Genomic DNA, 26,511 nt, shown 5'->3' on the forward strand with positions numbered 1-26,511 from the left:
TCCTTTCCAGTGTTGAAGCGGTGTTTGAATGAAATCAGGTGTGGCGCAATTCGATCATTGATCCATAGGGGTTTCGTTCGTGGGGGAGTGCGCGATGTGCATGTCCGCCAGGTGCAGCTTGCGCGACCAGTCACCTTCGAGCGTCCAGTCCTCGGCGACGCTGTCGTAGTAAATGGCTTTGCTGTCATCGTCACGCAATTGCAGATGGCGGATGAGCACCAGGTCGGTCATCGGTTCGTTGCTTTGGCGATGCAGCCTGATCTCTGCCTGGATCGCGTCGATGCTGGAATAGGCTTGGGCATTGATTTCTGCCAGAAGCACCACGGCAAATTCCTGTTCGATGTCGTATCGGTGACCGGATGAGGTGAAAACGCGCACCGTTTCCATCAGCGCGTCACCGGTCTCGTCATTGGGCAGCAGAATAAGGAGGTGGCCGACCCATAGCTGGGCGCCGCTCAGGCGGATGTGCTCGCGGCCGATCGTCTCACTCAGGTGCTGTGTATGAATATTCCAGGTTGAAGTACCGATAGCAGTGGCAATCGCGACCGAAGTCGACAGCCTGAGGATGGTATCGGCCGCCGGGTGGATGTCGTAGGTCGCGGCCTGCCCCTCCAGCACGAGAATGCCGGTCTGGGGGGCGGCTTGGATGTCCACTCTCAGGTCCTGCGGTTTAAGCACGGTGGGCGGATGGGCCGCGGGTTGCTGCATCAGGTAGTGGCCGGTACGCTCAATCAGCGAGCGGGGTGTCAGTAGCGTCTTGCGACCCGGTTGGCGTTGGTCTTCAAGATAGGAGTGGCGTGGCAGTTCTACCCGGTAGGAGATTCCGTCGCGCATGATGAGCACAAAGTTGTGTGTGCGCATCAGCCCTGACGCGATCACGTTGCCCATGACATTGCTACCGACCCCCGCGCGATCGCGGGCCATGTCTTTGAGCGTCAGGCGCTTTTGATCCATGAAGCGCAAGGTCAAGTTGACGTCCTGGTAGCGCAGGTACTCGGAGTTGATGTTGCGTGTTGACCTGACCGTGTACTGCGCCTCTACGGCTTCTAATTCGTGACTGTCGTAATCCAGGAATAGTGTGCTGAGCGCCGTTTCGCTTGCATGCCGGACAGCCAGTACGGTCGAAGCCAAATGTCGATAGACGAAGTAGCTTGAGTGCGGTGCGCTGGAGGCGATATGGTCTCCTCCCTTCAACAGTTGCGGCGGAGTTGCAGGTTTGCCCCGCGCCAGGATGATTGCGTTGACGTCGACGCTGTCGCGGCCATCGAGCTGTTGCGGCAAGTCAGGTTTGAGTGAGTAGAGATCCCTGGTGCGCACTATCAGTTTGTCGTTGCGCAGCAGGCGTTTGTCGGCTTCCTGGCGATAAATCCCTTTGACCGTGACGGTGATCTGCGGCAGTTCTCCATCTATCCCGTGAAGAGCGGACAGCACCAGCGAAGTCCCTTCGACCCGCCAGCCTTGAATGCGTTCGAGCGTCCAGTCGAGGTCGATGAGGCTGGGGTCCTGGCCATCTTCGATCAGCGTGGTGGCGCCGGTTTTGTCGGCGATGATGTAGTGATCTTCGCCGGGACCGCCGTTGGCCTGGCTGTTTGGCCCTTTGATCACAATCGTGTCGGCACCTGCGCCGGTGTCGGCAATGTCCGCGTTTCCGCGCAGGACGATTCGGTCCGCCTGCGAACTGCCGGTGAGGCTATTCGCGGCGTCCGCCAGCGTTTCGACAGTCTCCACAGACTCAAAGCGCAGCGGCGGAGTGTCGGGGCTGGCGCGCAGGTTCAGTTGCCCTGTTTGCAGGTCAATGCGCACGCCCTGATGCGGCTTGTCGCGCGAGACCTTGCCTTCCAGTTGCAGCGTGTCATTGCCGGCACCACCTCGCAGCTGACTGCCTGACAGATCGCTAGGCTGGAGAGAGTCGGCGGCGATCCGAAAGCTGAAAATATCATCCTTGTCGCCACCGGTGAGGGTCTTTTTTCCCGCGCCGTAGCTGAACTGGTTGGGTTTGTCCCTAACCCCCACAACGGTGTCGTCGCCGCCTCCCAGTTGCCAGAGGATGGCCTTGTGCTCGCCCGCGCTGCCGATGATTGCGCCCGGAAGGTGGCTGATGCCTTCACTGGCATCGAACGCGTCGTCGGTTTCCTTGATGACGGCTTCCTTTTCCTCGATGTAAGGACTTTCGCCGCCGGCATCGTCCCACTGGTATTTCCAGTGCTTGACGGTCTGCAATTCGACTTGATAGCTGCCTAACACTACCGTTTCGACAGTGTCTTTCAATTCGTTGTCCAGCCAGCCTCGGGCCGTCTTTCTCAGTAGCTCGCTGTAGTTGCTGTCGGTTTTGGCGACAAGGTAGCGGTCGAGGACGTCTCGATCCATGGTTTGTCCGGTGAACGCAAACCAACCCGAGCGCAAGCGTTCGTGGGTGCTCAATGTAATGTAATCGTCGATGTCATCGACCTGGCGGGCGGCACCGTAAATTCTTGCACCCAGGATGAGCACGGCACCCGCCGCAATCCCGATCGGGCCGGCGGCACTGAAACCGGCAAGTGCCGCTATACCCAGAACAATACTCAGCCCGGCGCTGGTCAGGCTAAGCGCTGCATTGAAGTAGTGATCCTGAGCTTGTTTGCCGGTGGCGCTGGCGGCGTCGTTGAACGCTTTGATGGCGGTGTAGATATCGAAGGGAAGAGTCAGGACACTGGCAAGCAGGCCGGCGCCGCGTGCCAGGTACTTGCCGGCACTGGTTTTGCTGAACCCTGTAAACACCTTGCCGCCACTGAGCATCATGTTTCTGCCGATGTTTTCCAGACCTCGCTCGAGGAACAAAGAACCCACCTCGGCAGTGATCCCGCCTACGTTGATGCCGGCTTCAACCAGGTCGCCTTTCTTCAGTGCTTCTGCGGTGCCCATGATGCCGCTGTAGATGCCGTAGCCCTGCAGCCCGACGCCCATGCTGGTCATGCTGCGGCTTTTGACCTTGTCGGCCCAGCTCGGCAGGTTTTCAGGCAGCGATGGGGTACCCAATGACAATTGCTGGGCGGAGTCCAGCAGTTTGCCAAGGCTTTGCATGGACGCTGACAAGTCGGAGGATGATGCTGAAAGCAAAGATTGGGCGCTGGCCGAGCGCAGAACGCCGAGTTCAAACAACAACCCCGCGTAGGTGTCGCTATGTTGAGGGGATTGCAGCCTGCCCTCGACCTTGGCCGGATCAAATTGCAGAGCGTTTATGAACGTTTGGTCGGGCTCAAGCTGAATCGGATGATTTGCGTTGATCACCTGACCATTGAGCCTTGCCCCCATGTCATACAAGTCCTGGCGACTGATGGTTAATTCGCCAATGCGAATCGGACCGTTCAATTGATCCTGGAGTAAGAGTCTGTTCCGACGTTGTTCATCTTGGGGCGTGGAGGAGGGCATTCGTGCCGAGAGAGAAGGGGGCGTTTCGGTAATACGGATGTTTGTCGGCAGTGTTGGATTTTGCCCGGTGGATATGGATGGCGTGGACATGGTTCGAATATCTCTTCTTTCATATAGATGTAATTCGGTTCTTTGGGCCTCATGTTGGCGTTGAAAAAGTATTGTTGAGATGGTTGTTACAGGTGCGGTACATATTTATTGCTTTCGTTGTTTTATATACCCTCGCGGACGCTTTTTTTAAGATGCAATGATGTTGCAGGTTGAGGTTGAATTAAGTAACGCAATAAATAGGGGGCGCTGTTTCATCAACTACGACGATCTGCTGATCGGTAATAGCGGTCAGCCCAGGCAGTTCACAGCTTCTCTTCGAAAGGAGAAGCTGCATTCAGGTTGGTATCGGCGAGCCCTTCGCTATCAGTACGAGTAACGCAACAGAGCGTGAGGCAAATTCCATAGCGCGAAGAAGCCGAACATTGCCATCAATACCGGCAAGACCAACCACCAGACTTTGGTCGGCATCGGGTTCAAAAGTGTCTGGCGCTGGGTCACGGCCAGGCTGGCCGCACAAACACAAGCCGCCAGTACCGCTCCGGCCAGGACATCGGTTGGCCAGTGCGCGCCAAGATAAACCCGCGACATGGCGATGGACACAGCCGGCAAGCAGCCGAGCAGCAGCCAGGTCAGGCGCATGCGCGTTGGCTGGCCTCGGCCGGCCAGTACCGCCAAGGTCAGGAACAGCGCAAACGAACCGGACGAATGACCACTGGGCATGCTGTAGCTGCTCAGCGGATCGGCCAGTACTTCCGGGCGCATCCGGGCGAACAGGTTTTTGGTTCCGGTGTTCGCCAGCGCGGTGATCAGCAGCGTGCTGCCGGCGAAGAGCATGTGTCGCCATTGTCGGGTAACCAGCAGCAGGATCGTCAGCGCCGCGCTGATCGCGAACATGTTTTTGAACTCGCCGAGCTGGGTGAGCATCACCGCCACTTCATCCAGCAGCGGGCTGCGGTGCTCCTGTATCAGCGTCATCAAGCCCTGATCGAAGGCGTTCAGATGCGCAAAGCCAATGAACAACCCACCGAGTATCACCAGGCTGAGGCCGGCGATGTATACGGTAACCAGGCGATGAGCGCGCACGCTGCTGTTGACGCTCAGGCCTACCAGCGCCGCGATGCTGCCGACCACCAGCCCGACCTGTGGCCAGAAACCTTCCGGCAGCGGCAGACGAATCGCCGCGCCAGTGGCCCAGCCGGGCAGCAGATAGGCAACGGTCCAGCCAGCGGCGGCCAGCAGGCTGACGACAGCGAAGCGCGGGAAGGGCATGTCGAACATCCCCGCGACCATCGGCAGCATCGGCCGCAGTGGTCCGATGAAGCGCCCGACCAACAGGCTGGCGATGCCGTAACGCTGGAAATATGCCTCGGCCCCGGCGATCCATTCCGGATGATGACGCAACCCCGGCAGGCGCCGGATGTTCTGATGGAAATGTCGCCCGATGAAGTAAGAGACGGTATCGCCGAGAACGCCAGCGACGAACCCCAGCAATAACGTTTCGCTCAATGACAGGGCGCCACTGCCGGCCAGTACCGCCACGGCGAACAGCAACACCGTACCGGGCACGATCAGCCCGGCAATCGCCAGGCATTCTACAAAGGCCACTATGAACACTGCCGCGGCCAGCCATTGTGGGTTGACCGTCAACCAACCGGTCACGCTATCGAGCCATGGGCCCATAAAAACAACTCCATTGAATAATCAATCGGTCCCAAGGGACGAACGCAATCTTCAAAACACTACAGGTCTCATGTGGAAGCGAGCCTGCTCGCGATAGCGGAGTGTCAGACGACATCTACTTCGACAATCAGTCTGCTATCGCGAGCAGGCTCACTCCCACAATGGATTTTCAATAATTCAGGTCAGCAAAAAATAATCGCGACCTTCTATCTGCCCCCGTCGCAAGGGGTTGCGCGTGCAATACGGCGCGTAAGCCGCGTCGACGAAACGGTACATCAGATGCTCATCGCGACCGTGGGGAATGCCCAGGCGCGTGGTTTGTATGATGTGAGCGGGCGCCGGGCCGACATCTTCCACCAGCAACACTTCATGATCGAAGCGCTTGGCGTCCCAGACCGGTACCTTCAAGCCCAATGCCTTGCAAAGCAACGTCTGTCCGGCGCAGAGCTTTTGCGAGGGGCGAGGGCGACCCTGGGCGTCGGGATTGTTCAACAGCATCTGCGCCAGGCTTGCCGGCCCGCTCAAATCATCGACCCACGGATAGGCGGATTTGATCAGCACGGCATTGCCCGGTCCCTGGGCGCTGAAGTTCAGGGAATCGCCGCCACGGGCGTAGTACATATAGATGTGGCCGCCATCCAGAAACAAAGCCTTACGTTTTTCTGTGTAGCCGAGGGAGGCGTGGCTGCCTTTTTCTTCGAAGTAATAGGCCTCGGTCTCGATAATCCGAGCGCTGAGCCACAAGTCGCCGACCCGATGTCGAATGACTTTGCCGAGTAAATCCCGGGCCAGCGTTTGGGCATCTCTGTCGAAAAATGCGTCCGCGAGCCCCTTGGGCAGGCTCGTCGCAGATGTGCGAACAGTCAGGTTAGTCATGATGAACGGCGTTTATCAGGGCTGATTGAGTCGCGATGATAACAATTTGCAGCTTAATCACGGCTGAACGTCGGCAAATTGCCCTCCATTTCGACCATCCGCCCGTCACCGCTGTTAGTCCCGGGACGCGACAGCTATAATCTGCCGCTTTACTCTTTACCAAGACCTTAGCAAAGACCACTCCAGACCATGACTGAGTCCGTTCTTGATTACATGACCCGATTGGGTCGCGCTGCCCGCGAAGCTTCTCGCGTCATCGGCCGTGCCAGCACCGCGCAGAAAAACCGCGCCTTGCAGGCTGCTGCCAATGCGTTGGACGCCGCACGCGCCGAGCTGACGGCTGCCAATGAACTGGATCTGGCCGCTGGCCGCGCCAATGGTCTTGAGCCTGCATTGCTTGAGCGACTGGCGCTGACCCCGGAGCGCATCGACGGCATGATCGTCGGTTTGCGTCAGGTAGCGGCTCTGCCGGACCCGGTCGGCGCGATCCGCGACATGAGTTTTCGGCCGTCGGGCATTCAGGTCGGCAAGATGCGCGTGCCGTTGGGCGTGATCGGGATCATCTACGAATCCCGGCCGAATGTGACCATCGATGCCGCCAGCCTGTGCCTGAAGTCCGGCAACGCAACTATCCTGCGTGGCGGCTCCGAGGCGATTCATTCCAATCGTGCCATTGCCGCCTGCATCCAGCGCGGTCTGGCCGAAGCCGATTTGCCTGCCGCCGTGGTGCAAGTGGTCGAAACCACTGACCGTGCCGCCGTTGGCGCGCTGATCACCATGCCTGAATACGTCGACGTTATCGTGCCCCGTGGCGGCCGTGGCCTGATCGAGCGCGTCAGTCGTGACGCCCGCGTGCCGGTTATCAAGCATCTGGATGGCATCTGCCACGTTTACGTCAGTGCTCACGCCGACCTGCCGAAAGCCCAGCGCATCGCGTTCAACGCCAAAACCTACCGCTACGGTATCTGCGGTGCCATGGAAACCCTGCTGGTGGACCAATCGGTCGCCAAGGATTTCCTGCCATCGATGGCTGCACAGTTCCGCGAAAAAGGCGTCGAGCTGCGCGGCTGCGAACGCACCCGGGCGATCATCGAGGCGGTTGCTGCCACTGAGGAAGACTGGCACACCGAATACCTGGCGCCGATTCTTTCGATCCGCGTGGTCGACGGGCTGGACCAGGCCATCGAGCACATTAACAAGTACGGCTCCCATCACACCGATTCGATCGTCAGCGAAAACCTGGCCGACACCCGGCGTTTCGTGGCCGAAGTCGATTCGTCTTCGGTGATGATCAATACGCCGACGTGCTTTGCCGATGGCTTCGAATACGGATTGGGTGCCGAGATTGGCATTTCTACTGATAAGCTGCACGCCCGCGGCCCGGTGGGCCTCGAAGGTCTGACCTGCGAGAAGTACATCGTGGTCGGTGATGGCCAGTTGCGCGGCCAGGCGTCGGACTGACTTGGGCGACCTCGATCTGTCAGCCCCGGTAACCGCCAGCGAGCCTGCGCCTCGACGCATTGGCATGTTGGGCGGGACCTTCGATCCGGTGCACATCGGCCATTTGCGCGGTGCGCTGGAAGTCGCCGAATCGCTGGCGCTCGATGAGCTGCGTCTGACGCCCAGTGCCAGACCACCTCATCGCGGTACGCCGCAGGTATCGGCGAAAGACCGTCTGGCGATGGTCGAGTGCGCGGTGGCCGGTGTGGCACCGCTGGTGGTGGACGCCCGCGAATTGCAGCGGGACAAACCGTCCTACACTATCGACACCCTGGAACTGATGCGTGCCGAACTGGCCGCCGAAGACCAGGTTTTTCTACTTTTGGGCTGGGACGCATTTTGCGGCCTGCCCACTTGGCACCGCTGGGAAGAGTTGCTCCAGCATTGCCACATCCTGGTGCTGCAACGCCCGGATGCCGACAGCGAACCGCCGGATGCCTTGCGCAATCTGTTGGCGGCACGCTCGGTGAGCGACCCGCTGGCCCTCAAAGGGCCGAGCGGACAGATTGCATTCGTCTGGCAGACACCGCTCGCGGTATCCGCCACCCAGATCCGTCAACTGCTGGCCAGCGGTAAGTCGGTACGTTTCCTGGTGCCCGACGCGGTCCTGGCCTACATCGATGCGCACGGTCTCTACCGTGCGTCGAACTGAAAAAGGGAGCGCTTCAAAACACGTGAACGCGTGTACCGAAGCGCCCGAACATACGAGCAAAACGAGTTTTATATGACTGACAAAGACGTAACTAAAGTAAAGCGCAAAGGCACGTTCAAGAGCGCCCCACTGCCAGTAGAAGTTCCAACCGGCCCCGAGCTGCGCGGCGAAGAGCTGGTCAAGGTTGCCGTAGCTGCCCTGGAAGACGTCAAGGGCCAGGACATTCAGGTGATCGACGTTCGTGAAAAGCAGAGCATCACTGACTTCATGATCATCGCCACCGGTACGTCCAACCGCCAGATCGGCGCGATGCTGGATAAGGTCCGCGAAGCGGTCAAGGCCCAGGGCGTCAAGCCGCTGGGTGAAGAAGGCAAGGGCGACAGTGACTGGGTCCTGCTGGATATGGATGATGTCATCGTGCACATGATGACCGCTTCGGCTCGTCAGTTTTACGACCTGGAGCGTCTGTGGTCCGGTGCAGAGCAGAGCCGTGCCCTGAACGCGGCTCACCACAGCCCGGAAAACACCCATGAGCACTTCGTCAAGCTCAACAAAGACCAGCAATAAGGGACCGCTGTGCGACTGCGACTGATCGCCGTCGGTTCACGCATGCCCAAATGGGTGGAAGAAGGCTGGCATGAATATGCCAAGCGTCTTCCGTCCGAGCTGGCGCTGGAACTGGTGGAAATACCGCTCAACACCCGTGGCAAGAACGCCGACGTGGCGCGCTTCATCCGTCAGGAAGGCGAAGCCATGCTGGCGAAGGTCGGGCCGAACGAGCGCGTTGTCACCCTCGAAGTCCACGGCAAGCCCTGGAGTACCGAGCAACTGGCGGTCGAGCTCGATCGCTGGCGGCTGGACTCGCGCACGGTGAATTTCATGGTCGGCGGCCCCGAAGGGCTGGCGCCGGAAGTCTGTGCCCGGGCCGATCAGCGCTGGTCGCTCTCGCCGTTGACGTTGCCGCACCCGCTGGTGCGAATCCTGATCGGCGAACAGCTGTATCGTGCCTGGACAGTCCTGTCCGGCCACCCTTACCACAAGTAGTTCTGCCCTCATGCCCCAGCCGATCCGCATCAAGGACCACGAAAAAGACGCCCGTCTGGTGCGTGGCCGCGTCGTGTTCGGGGCCATTGCGGTGGTGGCGCTGATCTGTGTGCTGATCGCGCGTCTGTATTTCCTCCAGGTGATTCAGTACGAGTACCACTCGACCCTGTCGGAAAACAACCGTGTCCATGTGCAGCCGATTCCACCGACTCGCGGGTTGATCTTTGATCGCAATGGCGTGGTGGTGGCCGATAACCGGCCCAGCTTCAGTTTGAGCATGACCCGTGAGCGCTCCGGCGACTGGCAGCAAGTGCTCGACGTCATTGTCGAAGTGCTGGAACTGACGCCCGAGGACCGGGTGATCTTCGAGAAACGCATGCGCCAGGGGCGTCGGCCGTTCGAGCCGGTGCCGATCCTGTTCGAGCTGAGCGAAGAGCAGATCGCCCGCATCGCGGTGAATCAGTTCCGTCTGCCGGGGGTGGAAGTGGTCGCGCAGCTGGTGCGTCACTACCCGCAGGGCCCGCACTTTGCGCACTCGGTGGGTTACATGGGGCGGATCAACGAAAAAGAGCTGAAGTCGCTCGATCCGGTCAATTACAGCGGCACCCACCACATCGGCAAAACCGGTATCGAGCGCTTCTACGAGCCCGAACTGCACGGCCAGGTGGGTTACGAAGAAGTCGAGACCAATGCTCGAGGCCGCGTATTGCGCGTGCTCAAGCGTACCGATCCGATTCCCGGCAAGGACATCGTCCTGAGCCTGGACATCAAATTGCAGGAAGCGGCCGAAGCTGCGCTTGGCGGTCGTCGTGGTGCAGTGGTGGCACTGGACCCGAAAACCGGCGAAGTGCTGGCGATGGTCAGTGCGCCAAGTTTCGATCCTAACCTGTTCGTTACCGGCATCAGCTTCAAGGCATATGCCGAGTTGCGCGATTCCATCGACCGGCCACTGTTCAACCGCGTGCTGCGCGGTCTGTACCCGCCGGGTTCGACCATCAAACCGGCGGTGGCGATTGCCGGCCTGGATGCTGGCGTTGTGACTGCATCGAGCCGAGTGTATGACCCCGGCTATTACCAGTTGCCCAACTACGATCACAAATACCGTAACTGGAACCGTACCGGTGACGGCTACGTCGATCTGGACACGGCGATCATGCGGTCCAACGATACCTACTTCTACGACCTGGCCCACAAACTGGGAATCGATCGGTTGTCGGCCTATATGGGCAAGTTCGGCATCGGCCAGAAGGTTTCGCTGGACATGTTCGAAGAGTCGCCGGGGCTGATGCCTACTCGTGAATGGAAGCGCGCGACCCGGCGTCAGGCTTGGTACCCAGGCGAAACGCTGATTCTCGGGATCGGTCAGGGCTATATGCAGTCCACTCCGTTGCAGTTGGCCCAGGCCACGGCGCTGGTGGCCAACAAGGGGGTGTGGAATCGCCCGCATTTGGCCAAGACCCTCGAAGGTGCGAAGCCAGTGGACGAAAATCCGATGCCTGACATCATCCTGCGTGACCCGTCCGACTGGACCAAGGTCAACCACGGCATGCAGCAGGTAATGCACGGTGCCCGGGGTACGGCACGCAAAGCGGCGATCGGTGCGCAATACCGCATCGCGGGCAAAAGTGGTACGGCTCAGGTCGTTGCGATCAAGCAGGGTGAGAAGTACGACCGTTCCAAGGTTCAGGAGCGCCATCGTGACCACGCCTTGTTCGTCGGCTTCGCACCGGCCGACAACCCGCAAATCGTGGTGTCGGTGATGGTCGAGAACGGTGAGTCTGGTTCCGGCGTCGCCGCGCCCGTGGTGCGTCAAATCATGGACGCCTGGCTTCTGGATCAGGACGGTCGGTTGAAGGCCGAGTACGCCAGCCCTATCAGTGCGGAGGCTACGGCCCGTGAAGAGTAATTTCGACCGCATCCTCTCCAGCGAGGATGTGATGCGTCGCCGCGCGACGCTGTTGCAACGCATGCACATTGACGGCCCGTTGCTGATCCTGTTGCTGACCCTCGCCGCCGGCAGCCTGTTCGTGCTGTATTCGGCCAGCGGCAAGAGCTGGGATCTGCTGGCCAAGCAAGCCACTTCGTTCGGCATCGGTCTGGTATCGATGATCGTCATCGCCCAATTCGAGCCGCGCTTCATGGCCCGCTGGGTGCCAGTGGGGTATGTGATCGGTGTGCTGTTGCTGGTGGTGGTAGACGTCATGGGCCACAACGCCATGGGCGCCACACGCTGGATCAACATTCCCGGGGTGATCCGCTTCCAGCCTTCGGAATTCATGAAGATCCTGATGCCGGCGACCATCGCCTGGTACCTGTCCAAGCGCACCTTGCCGCCGCAGCTCAAGCATGTGGGCGTCAGTCTGTTTCTGATTGGCTTGCCGTTTATCCTGATCGTGCGTCAGCCGGACCTCGGCACTTCGCTGCTGATCCTCGCCGGTGGCGCGTTTGTTCTGTTCATGGGCGGCCTGCGCTGGCGCTGGATCCTCAGCGTGCTCGCCGCCGCTGTGCCGGTGGCTGTCGCCATGTGGTACTTCGTCATGCACGATTACCAGAAGCAGCGAGTCCTGACCTTCCTCGACCCCGAAAGCGATCCGCTGGGCACCGGCTGGAACATCATTCAGTCGAAAGCCGCCATCGGTTCCGGCGGTGTGTTCGGCAAGGGCTGGCTGCTTGGCACCCAGTCGCACCTCGACTTCCTGCCGGAAAGCCACACCGACTTCATCATTGCGGTCATGGGCGAAGAATTCGGCCTGGTGGGCATCTGCGCACTGCTGCTGATCTACCTGCTGTTGATCGGCCGCGGACTGGTGATTACCGCCCAGGCCCAGACATTGTTCGGCAAATTGCTCGCAGGCAGCCTGACAATGACGTTTTTTGTTTACGTTTTCGTCAACATCGGTATGGTCAGTGGCCTGTTGCCGGTTGTGGGGGTGCCGTTGCCGTTCATTAGCTACGGAGGAACTTCGCTGGTGACGCTGCTGTCAGCGTTTGGGGTTTTGATGTCGATCCATACCCATCGCAAGTGGATCGCTCAGGTTTGAATAAGGTGAAGATTTCAATGCAAGTAATGCGTGGCTGGGCGACTCGATATGCGCCGTGGGTCGGCCTGGTAAGCATCCTTGGCACAGCGCAGGGTGCGCTGGCCGGCGATTACGAAGGCTCACCGCAGGTGGCCGAATTCGTCGGTGAAATGACCCGCGACTACGGTTTTGCCGGCGAGCAGCTGATGGGCGTGTTCCGCGAAGCCGAGCGCAAGCAGTCGATCCTGGACGCTATCTCGAAACCCGCCGAGCGGGTCAAGCAGTGGAACGAATACCGTCCGATGTTCATCACCGACGCGCGCATCGCCCGGGGTGTCGACTTCTGGCGTCAGCACGAAGCGGTACTGGCCCGTGCCGAGCAGGAATACGGCGTGCCGGCGCAGGTCATCGTCTCCATCATCGGCGTCGAGACCTTTTTCGGCCGCAATACCGGCAATTTCCGGGTAATCGACGCCTTGTCGACCCTGGGTTTCGACTATCCTCCCCGTGCCGAATTTTTCCGCAAGGAATTGCGTGAGTTCCTGTTGCTCGCCCGGGAAGAACAGGTCGATCCACTGACCCTCAAAGGTTCTTACGCCGGCGCCATGGGTTTGCCACAGTTCATGCCGAGCAGCTTTCGCGCCTACGCGGTGGACTTCGACGGTGACGGCCACATAAATATCTGGACCAATCCGGACGATGCCATCGGCAGCGTCGCCAGTTATTTCAAGCGTCACGGCTGGGTTGCCGGCGAACCGGTGGTCGGCCGCGCCGATGTGCGTGGCGATCAGGTGGACGAAGGTTTGACCACGGGCATCGAGCCGACAAAAACGGTTGGGGAGTTGCGGGCGCTGGGGTGGGCAAGTCATGATGCGCTGCGCGATGATATGCCGGTTACGGCGTTCCGCCTGGAAGGTGACAATGGCCCTGAATACTGGATGGGCCTGACGAATTTTTACGCAATCACGCGTTATAACCGCAGCGTGATGTACGCCATGGCCGTACATCAACTGTCTGAACAGCTGGTCCAAGCACGGGGCGTCAAGTAATGCGGGCATTGCCTATGAATAAACCCCTGAAGCTGATGGCATTCGCCGCGTTGGCGATGCTGGTCGCCAGTTGCTCGACCAGCCGCGCGCCTGCTCAGAAATCTGCGACCGCCGTTCGTTCGGCACCTGGCCTGGATATCAACCGGGCGCACAAGGATGGCGCACCTTGGTGGGATGTCGACGTATCGCGTATCCCGGATGCTACGCCAACCCTGCACAGCGGGCCCTATAAAGCCAACCCGTACACCGTGCTGGGCAAGACTTACTTCCCGATGCAAGAATCCAAGACCTACGTGGCCTCGGGCACGGCGTCCTGGTATGGCACCAAATTCCACGGTCAGAACACCGCCAATGGCGAGGTCTACGACCTGTACGGCATGAGTGCTGCGCACAAGACCTTGCCACTGCCGAGTTACGTTCGGGTGACCAACCTGGACAACAACAAGAGCGTAGTCCTGCGGGTCAACGACCGCGGGCCGTTCTACTCGGACCGAATCATCGATTTGTCCTACGCAGCGGCCAAGAAACTCGGTTATGCCGAAACCGGTACGGCGCGGGTCAAGGTCGAAGGCATCGACCCGCAGCAATGGTGGGCCGCCAAAGGGCGTCCGGCGCCTTTAATGCTCAACGAGCCGAAAATTGCGCAGAATAGCGCGCCGGTGATTACGGCTTCGGCCGGTACCGTCGAACAATGGACGCCACCGCCGCAGCAGCACGCCGCGGCCGTTGTGCCTTCGCCGATCGATGCAAAAAAAAACGCTTCTGTACCAGCCTCTGGCCAGTATCTGCAGGTGGGCGCGTTCGCCAACCCGGACGCTGCAGAACTCCTGAGATCGAAGCTCAGCGGGATGGTGAGCGCTCCGGTGTTCATCAGTTCGATCGTGCGCAATCAACAGACGCTGCATCGGGTACGCCTGGGGCCGATCGGCTCGCCGGGTGAAATCCAGCAAGTGCAGAACAGTGTGCGCCTGGCCAATCTCGGTTCGCCGAGCCTGGTCACTGCCGAGTAATACGTAGTACTTGATTGACGGTTCGCTTGCAGTTTGGGGGGTGGACCTGGTTGTTGGCTCGTTGAAGAACAAAAGCCCGGCAAGGGTCTGAGTGAACAACTGAACACGCGACAGCTCGTTAGAAAGCTGTCTGATTAGTTTTGCCTTAGGGCAGTTTCCATTAGCGATTTCGAGAGACGGATGAATATCACCACCTTTGCCAAACGCCTTTGCCTGCTAGTCCCGCTGCTCCTCTCGCCTGCCGCTTTCGCGGTCGAGATGATGCCGTCGCCGCCGCAACTGGCCGCCAAAGCCTATGTACTCATGGACGCCAGCAGCGGCAACGTGCTGGTAGAGAACAACGGTGACCAGCGCCTGCCGCCGGCCAGCCTGACCAAGCTGATGACCGCTTACATCGCGACCCTGGAAATCCGTCGCGGCCAGATCGGCGAGAATGACCCAGTGACCGTCAGCGAAAACGCTTGGCGCACCGGTGGTTCGCGGATGTTCATCAAGGTCGGCTCGCAAGTCACTGTCAGCGACCTGCTGCACGGCATCATCATTCAGTCGGGCAACGACGCCAGCGTTGCGCTCGCCGAGCACATCGCCGGCAGCGAAGACGCTTTCGCCGACCTGATGAACAAAAACGGCGCCGACCTGGGCCTGACCAACACCCACTTCATGAACCCGACCGGTCTGCCAAACCCTGAACACTACTCGTCGGCTCATGACATGGCGGTGTTGGCTCGCGCGATCATTCACGAAGACCCGGCTCATTACGCGATCTACTCGCAAAAAGAGTTCTTCTGGAACGGCATCAAGCAACCTAACCGCAACCTGCTGCTGTGGCGCGACAAGACCGTTGACGGTCTGAAAACCGGCCACACCGACGAAGCCGGTTACTGCATGGTGTCTTCGGCAGTACGTGATGGCATGCGCCTGATCGCCGTGGTGTTCGGCACTAACAGCGATGTAGTCCGCGCCTCTGAAACCCAGAAGCTGCTGACTTACGGTTTCCGCTTCTTCGAAACCCAGACGTTCTATCAGAAAGGCGCCGAGCTGGCTCAGGCTCCTGTCTGGAAAGGCACCACCAATCAAGTCAAGGCCGGCCTGGCTCAAGACCTGACCATGACCCTGCCAAAAGGCCAGCTGAAAAAGCTCGCCGCGAGCATGACCATGAACCCGCAACTGATTGCGCCAATCGCCAAGGGCGACGTAATCGGTAAAGTCGAAGTGAAGCTGGACGACAAAGTGGTGCATAGCGCTGACCTGATCGCTCTGGACGCAGTCGACGAGGGTGGTATCTTCCGCCGCATGTGGGATAGCATCCGTCTATTCTTCTACGGCTTGTTCAACTGAATTAGTGTGGACCTGCATGGCCCTGTTCCAATCCGGAACGGGGCCATGTCCGTTGCCACGGCTTACGAGGCCGTTACGCCATGACAGACACCGAAGTAAAGGCGCCAAAAATCGAATTCCCCTGCGCGGATTACCCGATCAAGGTAATCGGCGACACCGGCGTGGGTTTCAAGGACAAGATCATCGCGATCCTTGAGAAACACGCGACCGTTGATCACGACACCTTTGCCGAACGGCAGAGCACCAACGGCAAGTACACGACCATCCAGTTGCACATCATCGCCACCGGCCAGGAACAGCTGTACGACATCAACAGCGAGTTGCGGGCTACCGGTTTCGTGCACATGGTGTTGTGATGTCGGGCACGCTGGGCTTTCGTGAGCTTGGCCAGATGGCTTACGAGCCGGTCTGGCATGCCATGCAACGCTTCACCAACGAACGTGGCAGCGATGCCGCGGACGAGATCTGGCTGGTCGAGCACCCACCGGTGTTCACCCAGGGGCAGGCCGGCAAGGCCGAGCATTTGTTGCTGCCGGGAGATATTCCGGTTGTGAAGGTCGATCGCGGTGGCCAGGTGACTTATCACGGTCCCGGCCAATTGGTGGCCTACCTGTTGCTCGATGTACGCAAGCTGGGTTTCGGCGTGCGTGACCTGGTCAGTCGCATGGAACAATGCCTGATCGAATTGCTGGCCAGCTACGACGTCACCGCCGTGGCCAAGCCGGATGCCCCGGGTGTCTACGTCAATGGGGCGAAAATCGCTTCTCTGGGTCTGCGGATCCGCCACGGTTGCTCCTTTCATGGCCTGGCCTTGAACGTGGATATGAACCTGGAACCGTTTCGACGGATTAATCCCTGCGGCTACGCCGGGCTGGCGATGACCCAGCTGAGCGATCACGCAGGATCGATTGAATTTGCCGAGGTAAGTGCCCGGCTGCGCGCGCAGCTCGTCAAACACCTCGACTATGCTGAGCAGACGACCCTAACGGGCGGAATCGACTGATATGACTACTGATGCAGTGCAAACCATGATCCCGACGCTGGATGTCACCGAGCGTCCGGCCCCGCGTGCCAAGGTTGAAGCCGGCGTGAAGCTGCGCGGCGCCGAGAAGGTTGCACGTATCCCGGTGAAGATCATTCCGACCACCGAACTGCCGAAGAAACCTGACTGGATTCGCGTGCGTATCCCGGTTTCCCCGGAAGTCGACCGCATCAAGGCCCTGCTGCGCAAACACAAGCTGCACAGCGTGTGCGAAGAGGCGTCCTGCCCGAACCTGGGCGAATGCTTCTCCGGCGGTACTGCGACCTTCATGATCATGGGTGACATCTGCACCCGTCGCTGCCCGTTCTGCGACGTTGGCCACGGTCGTCCGAAGCCACTGGACGTCAACGAGCCGGAAAGCCTGGCCATCGCCATCGCCGACCTGAAACTCAAGTACGTGGTGATCACCTCGGTAGACCGCGACGACCTGCGTGACGGCGGTGCCCAGCACTTTGCCGACTGCATCCGCGAGATCCGCAAGCTGTCGCCGAACGTGCAGCTCGAAACCCTGGTCCCGGACTACCGTGGCCGCATGGACGTTGCGTTGGAAATCACTGCTGCCGAGCCGCCAGATGTGTTCAACCACAACCTGGAAACCGTGCCGCGCCTGTACAAGGCCGCGCGTCCGGGTTCGGATTACCAGTGGTCGCTGACCCTGCTGCAACGCTTCAAGCAGATGATGCCGCACATTCCGACCAAGTCCGGCCTGATGCTGGGTCTTGGCGAAACCGACGAAGAAGTGATCGAAGTCATGAAGCGCATGCGCGAGCACGACATCGACATGCTGACCCTGGGCCAGTACCTGCAGCCGTCCCGCAGCCACTTGCCGGTCCAGCGTTTCGTGCACCCGGACGTGTTCGCCTGGTTCGCCGAGGAAGGTTACAAGATGGGCTTCAAGAACGTCGCTTCCGGCCCGTTGGTACGTTCCTCGTACCATGCTGACGAACAGGCGAAACTGGTTAAAGCCGAGCTGATGTCGTCCTGATCGGTTGCCAGACATGAAAAACGCCCGCAGGCATTCAGCCTCGCGGGCGTTTTTTTGCCTGCCCACCGCAATGGCAGACTTTTCCTGCAACTTTCGGTGCGACTGACCCTCTTCTGTTTGTCCCCGTTCCTGACTACTGTGTGCTTGACGCATTCACGCAGGGAGATTCATGGATGACCGTTCGACCGAACCATACCCTTTGTCCACATGCCCCCGTACCGGCCCTGCCGTCTGCCGGGCTGATCGCCGTGATCGCGCCCGCCGGCCCTGCGGCACTGAACACTGATAAAGCCATTGCCTGGATGCGCTCTCGCGGCTATTCGCTGCGGGTATTTCCCGGCGTTTATGAGCAAGAGGGTTATCTGGCCGGCAGCGATGATGTGCGGCTCAACGACTTGCATGACGCATTCGCCGACAGCGAGGTCGATGCCATTATCTGTCTGCGTGGCGGTTACGGTACGCCGCGTTTGCTCGATCGCATCGACTTTGAACTGCTGCGCAACAATGCCAAGCCGTTCATCGGCTACAGCGACGTCACTGCGCTGCACTTGGCCATCAGTCGTCATGCCGGGTTTGTGACCTTCCATGGCCCGATGCTCAACGCGGACCTGCTGGGTGACAAGCAGCAACCCACCGAGTTCTCGTTTTTTAACATGCTGCGCGGGCAGGTGAAGGCGGGCAGTGTGCTTTCACACCCGGTGGCCTGGCCGTTGACCACCATCGAGCCCGGTATCGCTCACGGGCGCTTGCTGGGGGGCAATCTGTCGATGATCGCCGCAACCATGGGCACGCCGTACGAGATCGATGCCGAGGGCGTCATCCTGTTCATCGAGGATATTAACGAGCCGCTGTATCGCATCGACCGGCTGCTGACTCATTTGCGACTAGCCGGCACGCTGCACAAGCTGCGCGGGGTTTTGGTGGGGGATGTGGCGGGGGTCGATACGGTTTCTCTGGAGCGCTTGCTCAAGCAGACCTTTGCACCTTTGCGGATACCGGTGTTGGCAGGGTGGCGTAGCGGGCATTGTGATCCGAACCTGACGTTGCCGATGGGCGCGCTGGTCAGATTGGATGCGGGGGAAAAGGTGTTGGTGCTGGAGCAGGATGTGGTGAGCAGGGCTTAAATGTTCATCGCCTGACAGTCCGCCTTCGCGATCCGACTTGCTCGCGAAGGCGGCATCCGCCATACGGCTAACTATCGGTTACGCAAACCTTCGAGCAACTTGTGCGTCGGATACCCATCCGCCGGCCAGCCAAACGACTGCTGGGCGCTGCGGATCGCCTTGCGGGTATTGGCGCCGATAATCCCGTCGGCGTTGCCCGCGTCGTAGTTCTGGGCACTCAACAGGCTTTGCAGTTCGATCCGCTCGGTACGGCTCAGCGGCAAATCATCTTTGGGCCACGTGCCGTCGATCAGGCCGGCGCCGTTGAAACGCTCGGACAACAAGCTAACGGCCAAGGCGTAAGACGACGAGTTGTTGTACTTGAGGATTGCGCGGAAGTTATCGAGGACCAGGAACGCCGGACCGCGGTAACCGGCCGGCAGCAGCAGGGCGGCCGACAGGTGTTCGGAGCCTGCCGGAACCTTGCCGCCATTGGGCAGGGTGACGCCCAGTTGCTGCCATTCGGCGACGCTCTTGCGAATCGTGCCATCGGCCAGAACGTAATTGAAACTGCCTGGCAGCTGCACTTCAAAGCCCCACGGCTGGCCTTTCTGCCAGCCTGAGCTTTGCAGGTAGTGCGCCGTCGAGGCCAGTGCGTCGGCCGGGCTGCCCCAGATGTCGCGGCGACCATCGCCATCGAAGTCTACGGCGTGGGTGTTGTAGGTGGTCGGGATGAACTGGGTCTGGCCCATGGCGCCAGCCCAGGAGCCGAGCATTTTCTCGGGAGCGATATCGCCCTGTTGCAGGATCTGCAGGGCGGCGATCAGTTGCGCGTGGGCAAACCCGGGACGCCGACCTTCATAGGCCAGGGTCGCCAGGGAATTGATCACCGACTTGTTGCCCTGGAACTGTCCGAAGTTACTTTCCATGCCCCATACCGAGACCAGTGCCTGGCGATCGACGCCGTAGCGCTGTTCGATGCTTTGCAGGATGTCGGCGTACTGGCTGACCAGCGCCTGGCCTTTGTGTACCCGCAGCGGCGAAAGGGCGCCGTCGAGGTATTCCCAAACCGGACGGGAAAATTCCGGCTGGCTGCGGTCGGCACGGATCACGCTGGAGTCGAGGCTGACATTAGCGAAGGCGCGGTCGAACAGATCGGCGCGGATGCCGGCGGCCAGAGCGTCCTTGCGGAAACCCGCCTGCCATTCGGCGAAGGTCTGGGTGGGCTGGATATCGAGGTTTTCACCGGTCGGCACCACTGGCGGAATGACCGCAGGGGCTGTCGCGACAGGGAGGGTCTGAAGCGGCTTGGCGTCGGCTGCGGTGGGTTTTTCCGCGCAGGCGACTAGCAAAATGAGGCTGGAGGCAGCTATCAGTTGGCGCACAGGCCAACGACGGGAAATACAAAAGGGCATGCACGGGTCCAGGGAGTACGAATCAGGTGCAGACCTTAACATGTTGAGCGAGCGCTTGCCTTTCAGGCCGCCAGAAAGTAAGAAGCCTCCCAGCTATTAGACTGGAAGGCTTCGCGGCGGTAGCTGCCTTTGCCCTTGCCGGCTCGTTCCTGACGGCTGCGGAACAGTGGCTGGGCGATGATGGATTTGGCCTTGTTGGGGCCACGTTTAGATGGCTTTTTGCTCATGATCGGATCTCTCGATTGAGTGGGTTTTGCGGGGGAAATAATCTGCCGAAGTTGAGGTTATGTCTAGTCCCTACATTGTGTAGGACCTTTCGGACGCCTTCGCGGGCAAGCCTCGCTCCTACAGGAGTCACACGATTTCTGTAGGAGCGAGGCTTGCCCGCGAATGGCCATTATTTGATCAAAAACGTTATTCGGCGGGTAACGACAATCTCTGCCCGGCCATCAACAGCGTCAACCGACTCAGGCTCATCCACGGCGAGCCCGCAGCCTGGCCTTTGATTTGCGCATCGATGCGCTGAGCTTCCAGCAATAGTTGCGCCCAGCGTTGCGCCGAGTAGCGTTGCAAGGCTTTGCTCATCAGTGGCTTGCGTTTGTCCCAGACCGGCGGTCGGGCGGAGCTGAAGGCTTTGTCCAGCGGCACGCCCTGGCTGTACTGCAGCGACAGGCTGGCCAACAAACGCAGCTCCCGGGCCAGAGCCCAGAGGATCACTGGTGGCTCAACGCCTTCGCCGCGCAGCCCTTCGAGCATGCGCAGGGCATGAGCGGCTTCGCCGTTGAGAATCGCGTCGGTCAGGCCAAAGACATCGAAGCGCGCACTGTCGGCCACCGCCGCTTGTACGGTTTCGACGGTGATCTGACCACCTTCGGCCATCAGCTTGAGCTTTTCGATTTCCTGGGCCGCCGCCAGCAGGTTGCCCTCGACCCGTGCGGCGATCAGTTCGACGGCGTCCTGGCTGGCGGAAAGCCCGGCCTGGGACAACCGTTGACGGATCCAGCTCGGCAACTGGTTGGTCTCTATCGGCCATATTTGCACGAACTGGGTCTGCTGACCTTCGACCAGCGCCTTGCCCCACTTGGTTTTCTGCGCGCTGCCATCAAGTTTCGGCAGGCTGATCAGCAACACCGTGTCTTCGGCGGGCCGTGAGCAGTACTCGATAAACGCGGCAGCACCTTTGTCACCGGGTTTGCCGGACGGCAGACGCAGTTCCAGCAGGCGCTTTTCAGCGAATAGCGACATGCTCGCGCCAGCTTGCAGCAACGTTCCCCAGTCGAAACTGGCGTCGGCGGCGAAGACCTGGCGTTCGTCGAATCCCTGTTGGCGGGCGGCGGCACGAATGGCGTCGGCGGCTTCCTGACACAGCAGTGGGTCATCGCCACTGATGATGTAGACCGGCGCGAGGGCACCTTGCAGGTGTTTGGCGAGTTGGGCGGGGGCGAGTTTCATAGGCGAGGGCTAACGGGGCGCCTGAGCGCCCCGTAAGTCTTACTGCTGCGGCAGTTCGATTGGCGACTGGCGCGGCGTTTGCGCTTCAACCTTCTGCGCCGCTTCCAGTGCATCGGCCTCAGCCTTGGCTTTGGCGTTGGCGGTCTGTTGCATCTGGTCCAGCTGAGCAGGCGTGAGCTGTTGCAGACGCAGCATCATCCGTTGGACCAGTTCACGACGGGTTTCCTTGCGGGCGTCGTTGGCTTCCTGGTCGGAACCCACCAGATTGCTGCCGTCGTGGATAAAGATTTTTTGCACTTCGAGCTTGTCGCTCAGCAGCGGCAGGTTGCTTTCACCACGGATGTCGTAGCTCAGCACGGTGCTTACCTGGTACTCGCCAGTACGACCGGCACCTGCGTAGCTGAGGATGCGCTGGCTTTCCTGCTCATCGGTCAGCACCAGCTTGTAAGGTGCACCGCTGTAGACCTTGACGCCGCTGCTTTCCAGCACTTGACGCAGTTGCGTCACGATTTCGCCGTAAGCGTTACGGGCACTCAGGTCGAGTTCCTTGATCGCCAGTTCATTGGTGCCGGTGCCGCGCAGCTGGAAACCGCAGGCGCTCAACAGGACCGCAAGGCCCATCACCAGCAAATTGCGTTTGATCATCTTGTTGCTCCCCTTGAAACCATGTGGGCCGATCTTGCGGCCCGAAAGGTTTTACTCGGCGCCAGGCATGACCTGGCGCCTGATCCAATTAGCTTGCGACGATATTGACCAGTTTCCCGGGCACTACGATCACTTTACGAATGGTCAGACCGTCGACAAAGCGCAGCACGTTCTCGTTGGCCCGTGCGGCGGCTTCGACTTCTTCGCGGCTGGCGCTGGCAGGCATTTCGATGTGGCCGCGCAGCTTGCCGTTGACCTGGATGACCAGTTGCAGGCTGTCCTGTACCAGCGCGCTTTCGTCCAGCACCGGCCAAGCGGCGTCGATCACCGGGTCAGCGTGACCCAGTTGATTCCACAGCTCGTGGCTGATGTGCGGCGTGATCGGAGCCAGCAGCAGCGTTACGGCTTCCAGACCTTCGTGAATCAGCGCGCGATCCTGTTCAGTACCTTGCGGGGCTTTTTCCAGCACGTTCATCAGCGTCATCACCTGAGCGATGGCGGTGTTGAATTTGTGGTTCTGGCCGACGTCGTGGCTGGCCTGCTTGATCGCCTGGTGGATCGAGCGGCGAATGGCTTTCTGCCCGTCGTTCAGGCTGGCGAGGTCCAGTTTGCCCGGCAAGCCCTGAGTGACGTGGGCCTGAGCCAGGCGCCAGACACGCTTGAGGAAGCGGTGCGAACCTTCTACGCCGGAGTCGGACCATTCCGCGCTCATGTCGGGTGGCGAGGCGAACATCATGAACAGGCGGCAGGTGTCTGCGCCGAACTGGTCGATCATCGACTGTGGGTCAACGCCGTTGTTCTTCGACTTGGCCATCTTCTCGGTGCCACCGATTTCCACCGGCAGGCCGTCCGCGATCAGCTTGGCGCTGATGACCTTGGCCTTGCTGTCGCGTTCGAGTTCGACATCTGCCGGGTTGAACCAGGTGTAAGCACCGTTGGCTTCGCGGCGATAGTAAGTCTCGGCGATCACCATGCCCTGGGTCAGCAGGTTCTTGAATGGTTCGTTGGAGCTCACCAGGCCTTCGTCGCGCATCAGCTTGTGGAAGAAACGCGCATAAAGCAGGTGAAGAATGGCGTGTTCGATACCGCCGATGTACTGATCAACCGGCAACCAATGGTCGGCCGCCGATTTTTCCACCAGGCCGCCTTCATAGTGCGGCGAGGCGTAACGGGCGTAGTACCACGAGGACTCGACGAAGGTGTCCATGGTGTCGGTTTCACGCTTGGCCGGTGCGCCGCATTTCGGGCAGCTGCACTCGTAGAACTCGGGCATGCGCGCCAATGGCGAACCGGCGCCATCCGGCACGACGTCTTCCGGCAGTATCACGGGCAACTGATCTTCCGGGACTGGTACATCGCCGCAGGTGTTGCAGTGGATGATCGGGATCGGGCAGCCCCAGTAGCGCTGACGGCTGATGCCCCAGTCGCGCAGGCGGAACTGGGTACGCGAGGCGCCGAGGTTCTTCTTGATCAGCGCGACTTCGATGGCGTCGAAAGCGCCTGGGAAGTCGAGGCCGTCGAATTCGCCGGAGTTGATCAGCGTGCCGTGCTCGCCGTACGCGTCCTGCCAAGGGGCCGGGTTGGTGTCACCGGAACTGGTGCGCACCACGGACTTGATTGGCAGGTTGTACTTGGTAGCGAACTCGAAATCGCGTTCATCGTGAGCCGGAACAGCCATCACCGCGCCATCGCCGTAGTGCATCAGCACGTAGTTGGCGACCCACACCGGGAGTTTCTCGCCGGTCAGCGGATGTTCGACGAACAGCGAAGTCGGCAGGCCTTTCTTCTCTTGGGTGGCGACGTCGGCTTCGGCAACGCTGCCGCCCTTGCATTCAGCGATGAACGCTTGCAGCTCAGGGTTGTTCTGCGCGGCCAGGGTCGCCAAATGGTGCTCGGCGGCTACGGCAACGTAGGTCGCGCCCATCAAGGTGTCTGGACGGGTAGTGAATACTTTCAGCGCGCCGGCTTCGCCGATGGACGCGACGTCATACGGGAACTGCACTTCCATGCCGCGGGATTTGCCGATCCAGTTGCGCTGCATTGTCTTGACCTGTTCAGGCCAGCCAGTCAGTTCGTCGAGGCTTTCCAGCAGCTCATCCGCGTAGGCGGTGATCTTGAAGTAGTACATCGGGATTTCGCGCTTTTCGATCAGCGCGCCGGAACGCCAGCCGCGACCGTCGATCACTTGCTCGTTGGCCAGGACGGTCTGGTCGACCGGGTCCCAGTTCACGGTGCCGCTTTTTTTGTAAATCACGCCTTTTTCGAACAGGCGAGTGAACAGCCATTGTTCCCAGCGGTAGTAATCCGGCTTGCAGGTGGTCACTTCGCGCGACCAGTCCACCGCGAGGCCCAGGCTGCGCAGCTGGGTTTTCATGTAGGCGATGTTTTCGTAGGTCCACTTGGCGGGCGCTACGTTGTTCTTCATCGCGGCGTTTTCCGCCGGCATGCCGAAGGCGTCCCAACCCATGGGTTGCAGGACGTTCTTGCCTTGCATGCGCTGATAGCGGGAGATCACGTCGCCGATGGTGTAGTTGCGCACGTGCCCCATGTGTAGCTTGCCGCTGGGGTAAGGGAACATCGACAGGCAGTAGAAAGTCTCCTTGCCTGGCTGTTCACTGACTTCAAAGGACTTTTGCTCGTCCCAGAACGACTGGGCGGCGGCTTCGATTTCACGGGGCTGATATTGTTCGTGCATGGCTACTTTTGAACTGAATAGGGGTGGCCTAATCCTCTTCAATGCAACGCTGGACGGTGATCACGCCAAATCGGCGTTTCGGTGCCCAGGCGAGCTGGAAGTGGAGTTACAGGAAGCGCCGTAGCATACATGACCGCACTCTACCGAGGGAAACCCTGATTGCTGCTGCGGGTCGCCCAAAAACCGCTGCGAGGGCCGTTGGTCGCAGTACTCAGCCGGTTTGTTGATGGAGGCTAAGCTCTAAATGGGGAGTGAGTCTTATCTTCAATGAGGTGATGGATGGTTGAGTCACGGCAAAAAGTTACAAAACCGGAGCTGTACGAAAGACTGATCGATCGTTTGGGAATGGCCTTGGACGCGGCGAAAACCGCTGACCGGTTACGCGATGAGCGTCCGTTGGAACTGGAATTGCGTGGCTTGAGCCCCGCAGAGTTTGATCTGGTCAAGGCGTATCTCGATCGCAGTGAACGTGAGACGCACGGATGCTTGTCAGAAGCAGTGAAGCAACTCGATGCACCACGTTCGGCCAAGATCATCTGGCTCAAGGACAAGGTTCCTGGCAAGGACGCGGTAAAGGTCCGGTCTTTGCAGTTCAAGTAAGGACACTGGAAGCAATGTCTGATGTATTTGTGAGGCTTGGTCCTTCCGTATTTGTTGTCGCATTGCGTCAACCCACTTAGGCTTCGGGCATCTTTTTGGAGATGCTCGATGCCTTTTCGATATTTCGTTAAACAACTCCTGTTACCGCCCGGCATTCTTTTGTTGCTGTTGGTGCTTGCCTGGTGGTTGCGCCGCTCGAGACCGCGCCTTGCCGGGTTGTGTTTTGCCTTGGGCGTGGGCGGCTTCTGGCTGATGAGCTTGCCGGTGGTGGTGCAGTGGGGCGCCAAGGCGCTGGAGCGTGAAGCGCCGCTGGCTCGTAATGAATGGGCGACATTGGCGCAGCGTGCCGATGCGATTGTCGTGCTGGGCGCGGGGCGTGAGCGTGGCGATCTGGCCTGGGGCGACGACCAGCCGACGGGTGCGGCGCTGCAGCGCGAGCGTTATACGGCGCGGCTGGCCAAGGCGTCGGGCTTGCCGGTCCTGACCAGTGGTGGTTTGCATTACGGTACGCCGCCGACTGAGGCCAGGTTGATGGCCGACTCGTTGCAAGATGATTTCGGCGTGACGGTGCGTTGGCAGGAAGGGCGCAGCCGCACGACCTGGGAGAACGCGCAGTTCAGCGCCGAGGTGTTGTTGCCGCAAGGGATCAAGCGCGTGGTGATCGTGACTCAGGCCTGGCACATGCCGCGAGCCGTCTGGAGTTTCGAAAAAGCAGGTTTTGAAGTAGTCCCGGCGCCGATGGGGTTTTTAGGCGTGGACAATGCCCGGCCACTGGGTGGCTGGATGCCGGAATTCAAGTCGATCTGGCAGAGCGGGCAGTTGATGAATGAGGCGGTGGGGCAGATCGGGTATTCGATCTTTTACCGAGGCGATGTTGGTGCTGATTGATCGTTCCCACGCTCCGCGTGGGAATGCCGCCGGGGACGCTCTGCGTCCCGCTGTTGAC

Annotated in this window: 23 protein-coding genes; 15 read left to right on the plus strand and 8 right to left on the minus strand. The window is 60.0% G+C overall.

Annotated features, from left to right (window positions below):
* Positions 1–54: 54 nt before the first annotated feature.
* The 3 genes from PFAS1_RS14880 to PFAS1_RS14895 all read right to left on the minus strand — a co-directional run bounded on the left by PFAS1_RS14880 (position 55) and on the right by PFAS1_RS14895 (position 6,015).
* Positions 55–3,498, minus strand: coding sequence for a calcium-binding protein (locus tag PFAS1_RS14880; RefSeq protein WP_156886721.1), 3,444 nt, complete (start codon positions 3,496–3,498; stop codon positions 55–57).
* Positions 3,499–3,822: 324 nt separating this feature from the next.
* Positions 3,823–5,139, minus strand: coding sequence for a bifunctional DedA family/phosphatase PAP2 family protein (locus PFAS1_RS14890; protein ID WP_076029623.1), 1,317 nt, complete (start codon positions 5,137–5,139; stop codon positions 3,823–3,825).
* A gap of 177 nt (positions 5,140–5,316) precedes the next feature.
* Positions 5,317–6,015, minus strand: coding sequence for a DNA-3-methyladenine glycosylase (locus PFAS1_RS14895; protein ID WP_076029624.1), 699 nt, complete (start codon positions 6,013–6,015; stop codon positions 5,317–5,319).
* 189 nt (positions 6,016–6,204) lie between these two features.
* Here PFAS1_RS14895 and PFAS1_RS14900 point away from each other — a divergent pair, with 189 nt between their 5' ends.
* From PFAS1_RS14900 to PFAS1_RS14960, 13 genes are all read left to right on the plus strand, one after another.
* Positions 6,205–7,476: a glutamate-5-semialdehyde dehydrogenase gene (locus tag PFAS1_RS14900; protein ID WP_076029625.1), complete on the plus strand. Its 1,272-nt coding sequence runs from the start codon at positions 6,205–6,207 to the stop codon at positions 7,474–7,476.
* A gap of 64 nt (positions 7,477–7,540) precedes the next feature.
* Complete coding sequence (nadD, locus tag PFAS1_RS14905) at positions 7,541–8,167, plus strand: nicotinate-nucleotide adenylyltransferase (RefSeq protein WP_162439956.1); 627 nt, start codon at positions 7,541–7,543, stop codon at positions 8,165–8,167.
* Between the two features lie 72 nt (positions 8,168–8,239).
* Positions 8,240–8,734: a ribosome silencing factor gene (gene rsfS, locus PFAS1_RS14910; RefSeq protein WP_008152812.1), complete on the plus strand. Its 495-nt coding sequence runs from the start codon at positions 8,240–8,242 to the stop codon at positions 8,732–8,734.
* A gap of 9 nt (positions 8,735–8,743) precedes the next feature.
* Positions 8,744–9,211, plus strand: coding sequence for a 23S rRNA (pseudouridine(1915)-N(3))-methyltransferase RlmH (gene rlmH, locus PFAS1_RS14915; protein ID WP_007937439.1), 468 nt, complete (start codon positions 8,744–8,746; stop codon positions 9,209–9,211).
* Positions 9,212–9,221: 10 nt separating this feature from the next.
* Positions 9,222–11,117 (plus strand): penicillin-binding protein 2, encoded by a 1,896-nt coding sequence (gene mrdA, locus PFAS1_RS14920; protein ID WP_074871193.1) that lies wholly within the window; start codon positions 9,222–9,224, stop codon positions 11,115–11,117.
* A gap of 31 nt (positions 11,118–11,148) precedes the next feature.
* The gene (gene rodA / locus PFAS1_RS14925; RefSeq protein WP_074880374.1) at positions 11,149–12,252 is read left to right on the plus strand and encodes a rod shape-determining protein RodA; all 1,104 of its coding nucleotides are present in this window, start codon (positions 11,149–11,151) and stop codon (positions 12,250–12,252) included.
* A 17-nt stretch (positions 12,253–12,269) separates the two neighbouring features.
* On the plus strand, positions 12,270–13,280 hold the full coding sequence (gene mltB, locus PFAS1_RS14930; RefSeq protein WP_074871191.1) for a lytic murein transglycosylase B: 1,011 nt from the start codon (positions 12,270–12,272) through the stop codon (positions 13,278–13,280).
* Complete coding sequence (locus PFAS1_RS14935; RefSeq protein WP_076029626.1) at positions 13,280–14,290, plus strand: septal ring lytic transglycosylase RlpA family protein; 1,011 nt, start codon at positions 13,280–13,282, stop codon at positions 14,288–14,290. Before mltB ends, PFAS1_RS14935 begins: the two co-directional genes overlap by 1 nt.
* Positions 14,291–14,470: 180 nt before the next feature.
* On the plus strand, positions 14,471–15,628 hold the full coding sequence (locus tag PFAS1_RS14940) for a D-alanyl-D-alanine carboxypeptidase family protein (protein WP_076029627.1): 1,158 nt from the start codon (positions 14,471–14,473) through the stop codon (positions 15,626–15,628).
* Positions 15,629–15,708: 80 nt separating this feature from the next.
* The gene (locus PFAS1_RS14945) at positions 15,709–15,984 is read left to right on the plus strand and encodes a DUF493 domain-containing protein (protein WP_074871185.1); all 276 of its coding nucleotides are present in this window, start codon (positions 15,709–15,711) and stop codon (positions 15,982–15,984) included.
* Entirely contained in the window at positions 15,984–16,631 is a 648-nt protein-coding gene (lipB, locus tag PFAS1_RS14950) for a lipoyl(octanoyl) transferase LipB (RefSeq protein ID WP_076029628.1), read from the plus strand. The genes PFAS1_RS14945 and lipB overlap by 1 nt, the downstream gene beginning before the upstream one ends.
* Position 16,632: 1 nt before the next feature.
* Positions 16,633–17,655 carry a lipoyl synthase gene (gene lipA, locus PFAS1_RS14955; RefSeq protein WP_059402097.1) on the plus strand — a complete coding sequence of 341 codons (1,023 nt, stop codon included), beginning with the start codon at positions 16,633–16,635 and terminating at the stop codon, positions 17,653–17,655.
* Between the two features lie 173 nt (positions 17,656–17,828).
* Complete coding sequence (locus PFAS1_RS14960) at positions 17,829–18,779, plus strand: S66 peptidase family protein (protein WP_076029629.1); 951 nt, start codon at positions 17,829–17,831, stop codon at positions 18,777–18,779.
* 71 nt (positions 18,780–18,850) lie between these two features.
* On the opposite strand, the gene PFAS1_RS14965 is transcribed toward PFAS1_RS14960, so the two are convergent.
* From PFAS1_RS14965 to leuS, 5 genes are all read right to left on the minus strand, one after another.
* Positions 18,851–20,173, minus strand: coding sequence for a lytic murein transglycosylase (locus PFAS1_RS14965; protein ID WP_076029630.1), 1,323 nt, complete (start codon positions 20,171–20,173; stop codon positions 18,851–18,853).
* 62 nt (positions 20,174–20,235) lie between these two features.
* On the minus strand, positions 20,236–20,400 hold the full coding sequence (gene arfA, locus PFAS1_RS14970) for an alternative ribosome rescue factor ArfA (RefSeq protein ID WP_047533707.1): 165 nt from the start codon (positions 20,398–20,400) through the stop codon (positions 20,236–20,238).
* Positions 20,401–20,587: 187 nt separating this feature from the next.
* Positions 20,588–21,625, minus strand: a complete 1,038-nt coding sequence (gene holA / locus PFAS1_RS14975; RefSeq protein WP_076029631.1) for a DNA polymerase III subunit delta — start codon at positions 21,623–21,625, stop codon at positions 20,588–20,590.
* 39 nt (positions 21,626–21,664) lie between these two features.
* The gene (locus PFAS1_RS14980; RefSeq protein WP_076029632.1) at positions 21,665–22,270 is read right to left on the minus strand and encodes an LPS-assembly lipoprotein LptE; all 606 of its coding nucleotides are present in this window, start codon (positions 22,268–22,270) and stop codon (positions 21,665–21,667) included.
* 88 nt (positions 22,271–22,358) lie between these two features.
* Complete coding sequence (gene leuS / locus PFAS1_RS14985) at positions 22,359–24,965, minus strand: leucine--tRNA ligase (protein ID WP_076029633.1); 2,607 nt, start codon at positions 24,963–24,965, stop codon at positions 22,359–22,361.
* Between the two features lie 279 nt (positions 24,966–25,244).
* On the opposite strand from leuS, the gene PFAS1_RS14990 reads away from it, so the two are divergent.
* Positions 25,245–25,565 carry a hypothetical protein gene (locus PFAS1_RS14990; protein WP_076029634.1) on the plus strand — a complete coding sequence of 107 codons (321 nt, stop codon included), beginning with the start codon at positions 25,245–25,247 and terminating at the stop codon, positions 25,563–25,565.
* A gap of 108 nt (positions 25,566–25,673) precedes the next feature.
* Positions 25,674–26,453 carry a YdcF family protein gene (locus tag PFAS1_RS14995; RefSeq protein ID WP_076029635.1) on the plus strand — a complete coding sequence of 260 codons (780 nt, stop codon included), beginning with the start codon at positions 25,674–25,676 and terminating at the stop codon, positions 26,451–26,453.
* Positions 26,454–26,511: the final 58 nt, after the last annotated feature.

Origin of the sequence: Pseudomonas frederiksbergensis, from assembly GCF_001952935.1 — a bacterium.
Classification (GTDB): Bacteria; Pseudomonadota; Gammaproteobacteria; order Pseudomonadales; family Pseudomonadaceae; genus Aquipseudomonas; species Aquipseudomonas frederiksbergensis.

Coding starts and splice junctions, on each gene's coding strand:
- PFAS1_RS14995 (WP_076029635.1), top strand. CDS start 25,674: ATGCCTTTTCGATATTTCGTTAAACAACTCCTGTTACCGCCCGGCATT.
- PFAS1_RS14895 (WP_076029624.1), bottom strand. CDS start 6,015: ATGACTAACCTGACTGTTCGCACATCTGCGACGAGCCTGCCCAAGGGG.
- leuS (WP_076029633.1), bottom strand. CDS start 24,965: ATGCACGAACAATATCAGCCCCGTGAAATCGAAGCCGCCGCCCAGTCG.
- PFAS1_RS14965 (WP_076029630.1), bottom strand. CDS start 20,173: ATGCCCTTTTGTATTTCCCGTCGTTGGCCTGTGCGCCAACTGATAGCT.
- holA (WP_076029631.1), bottom strand. CDS start 21,625: ATGAAACTCGCCCCCGCCCAACTCGCCAAACACCTGCAAGGTGCCCTC.
- lipB (WP_076029628.1), top strand. CDS start 15,984: ATGTCGGGCACGCTGGGCTTTCGTGAGCTTGGCCAGATGGCTTACGAG.
- lipA (WP_059402097.1), top strand. CDS start 16,633: ATGACTACTGATGCAGTGCAAACCATGATCCCGACGCTGGATGTCACC.
- PFAS1_RS14990 (WP_076029634.1), top strand. CDS start 25,245: ATGGTTGAGTCACGGCAAAAAGTTACAAAACCGGAGCTGTACGAAAGA.
- mltB (WP_074871191.1), top strand. CDS start 12,270: ATGCAAGTAATGCGTGGCTGGGCGACTCGATATGCGCCGTGGGTCGGC.
- PFAS1_RS14935 (WP_076029626.1), top strand. CDS start 13,280: ATGCGGGCATTGCCTATGAATAAACCCCTGAAGCTGATGGCATTCGCC.
- PFAS1_RS14900 (WP_076029625.1), top strand. CDS start 6,205: ATGACTGAGTCCGTTCTTGATTACATGACCCGATTGGGTCGCGCTGCC.
- nadD (WP_162439956.1), top strand. CDS start 7,541: ATGTTGGGCGGGACCTTCGATCCGGTGCACATCGGCCATTTGCGCGGT.
- PFAS1_RS14945 (WP_074871185.1), top strand. CDS start 15,709: ATGACAGACACCGAAGTAAAGGCGCCAAAAATCGAATTCCCCTGCGCG.
- PFAS1_RS14960 (WP_076029629.1), top strand. CDS start 17,829: ATGACCGTTCGACCGAACCATACCCTTTGTCCACATGCCCCCGTACCG.
- PFAS1_RS14890 (WP_076029623.1), bottom strand. CDS start 5,139: ATGGGCCCATGGCTCGATAGCGTGACCGGTTGGTTGACGGTCAACCCA.
- PFAS1_RS14880 (WP_156886721.1), bottom strand. CDS start 3,498: ATGTCCACGCCATCCATATCCACCGGGCAAAATCCAACACTGCCGACA.
- PFAS1_RS14940 (WP_076029627.1), top strand. CDS start 14,471: ATGAATATCACCACCTTTGCCAAACGCCTTTGCCTGCTAGTCCCGCTG.
- arfA (WP_047533707.1), bottom strand. CDS start 20,400: ATGAGCAAAAAGCCATCTAAACGTGGCCCCAACAAGGCCAAATCCATC.
- rsfS (WP_008152812.1), top strand. CDS start 8,240: ATGACTGACAAAGACGTAACTAAAGTAAAGCGCAAAGGCACGTTCAAG.
- mrdA (WP_074871193.1), top strand. CDS start 9,222: ATGCCCCAGCCGATCCGCATCAAGGACCACGAAAAAGACGCCCGTCTG.
- PFAS1_RS14980 (WP_076029632.1), bottom strand. CDS start 22,270: ATGATCAAACGCAATTTGCTGGTGATGGGCCTTGCGGTCCTGTTGAGC.
- rodA (WP_074880374.1), top strand. CDS start 11,149: ATGCGTCGCCGCGCGACGCTGTTGCAACGCATGCACATTGACGGCCCG.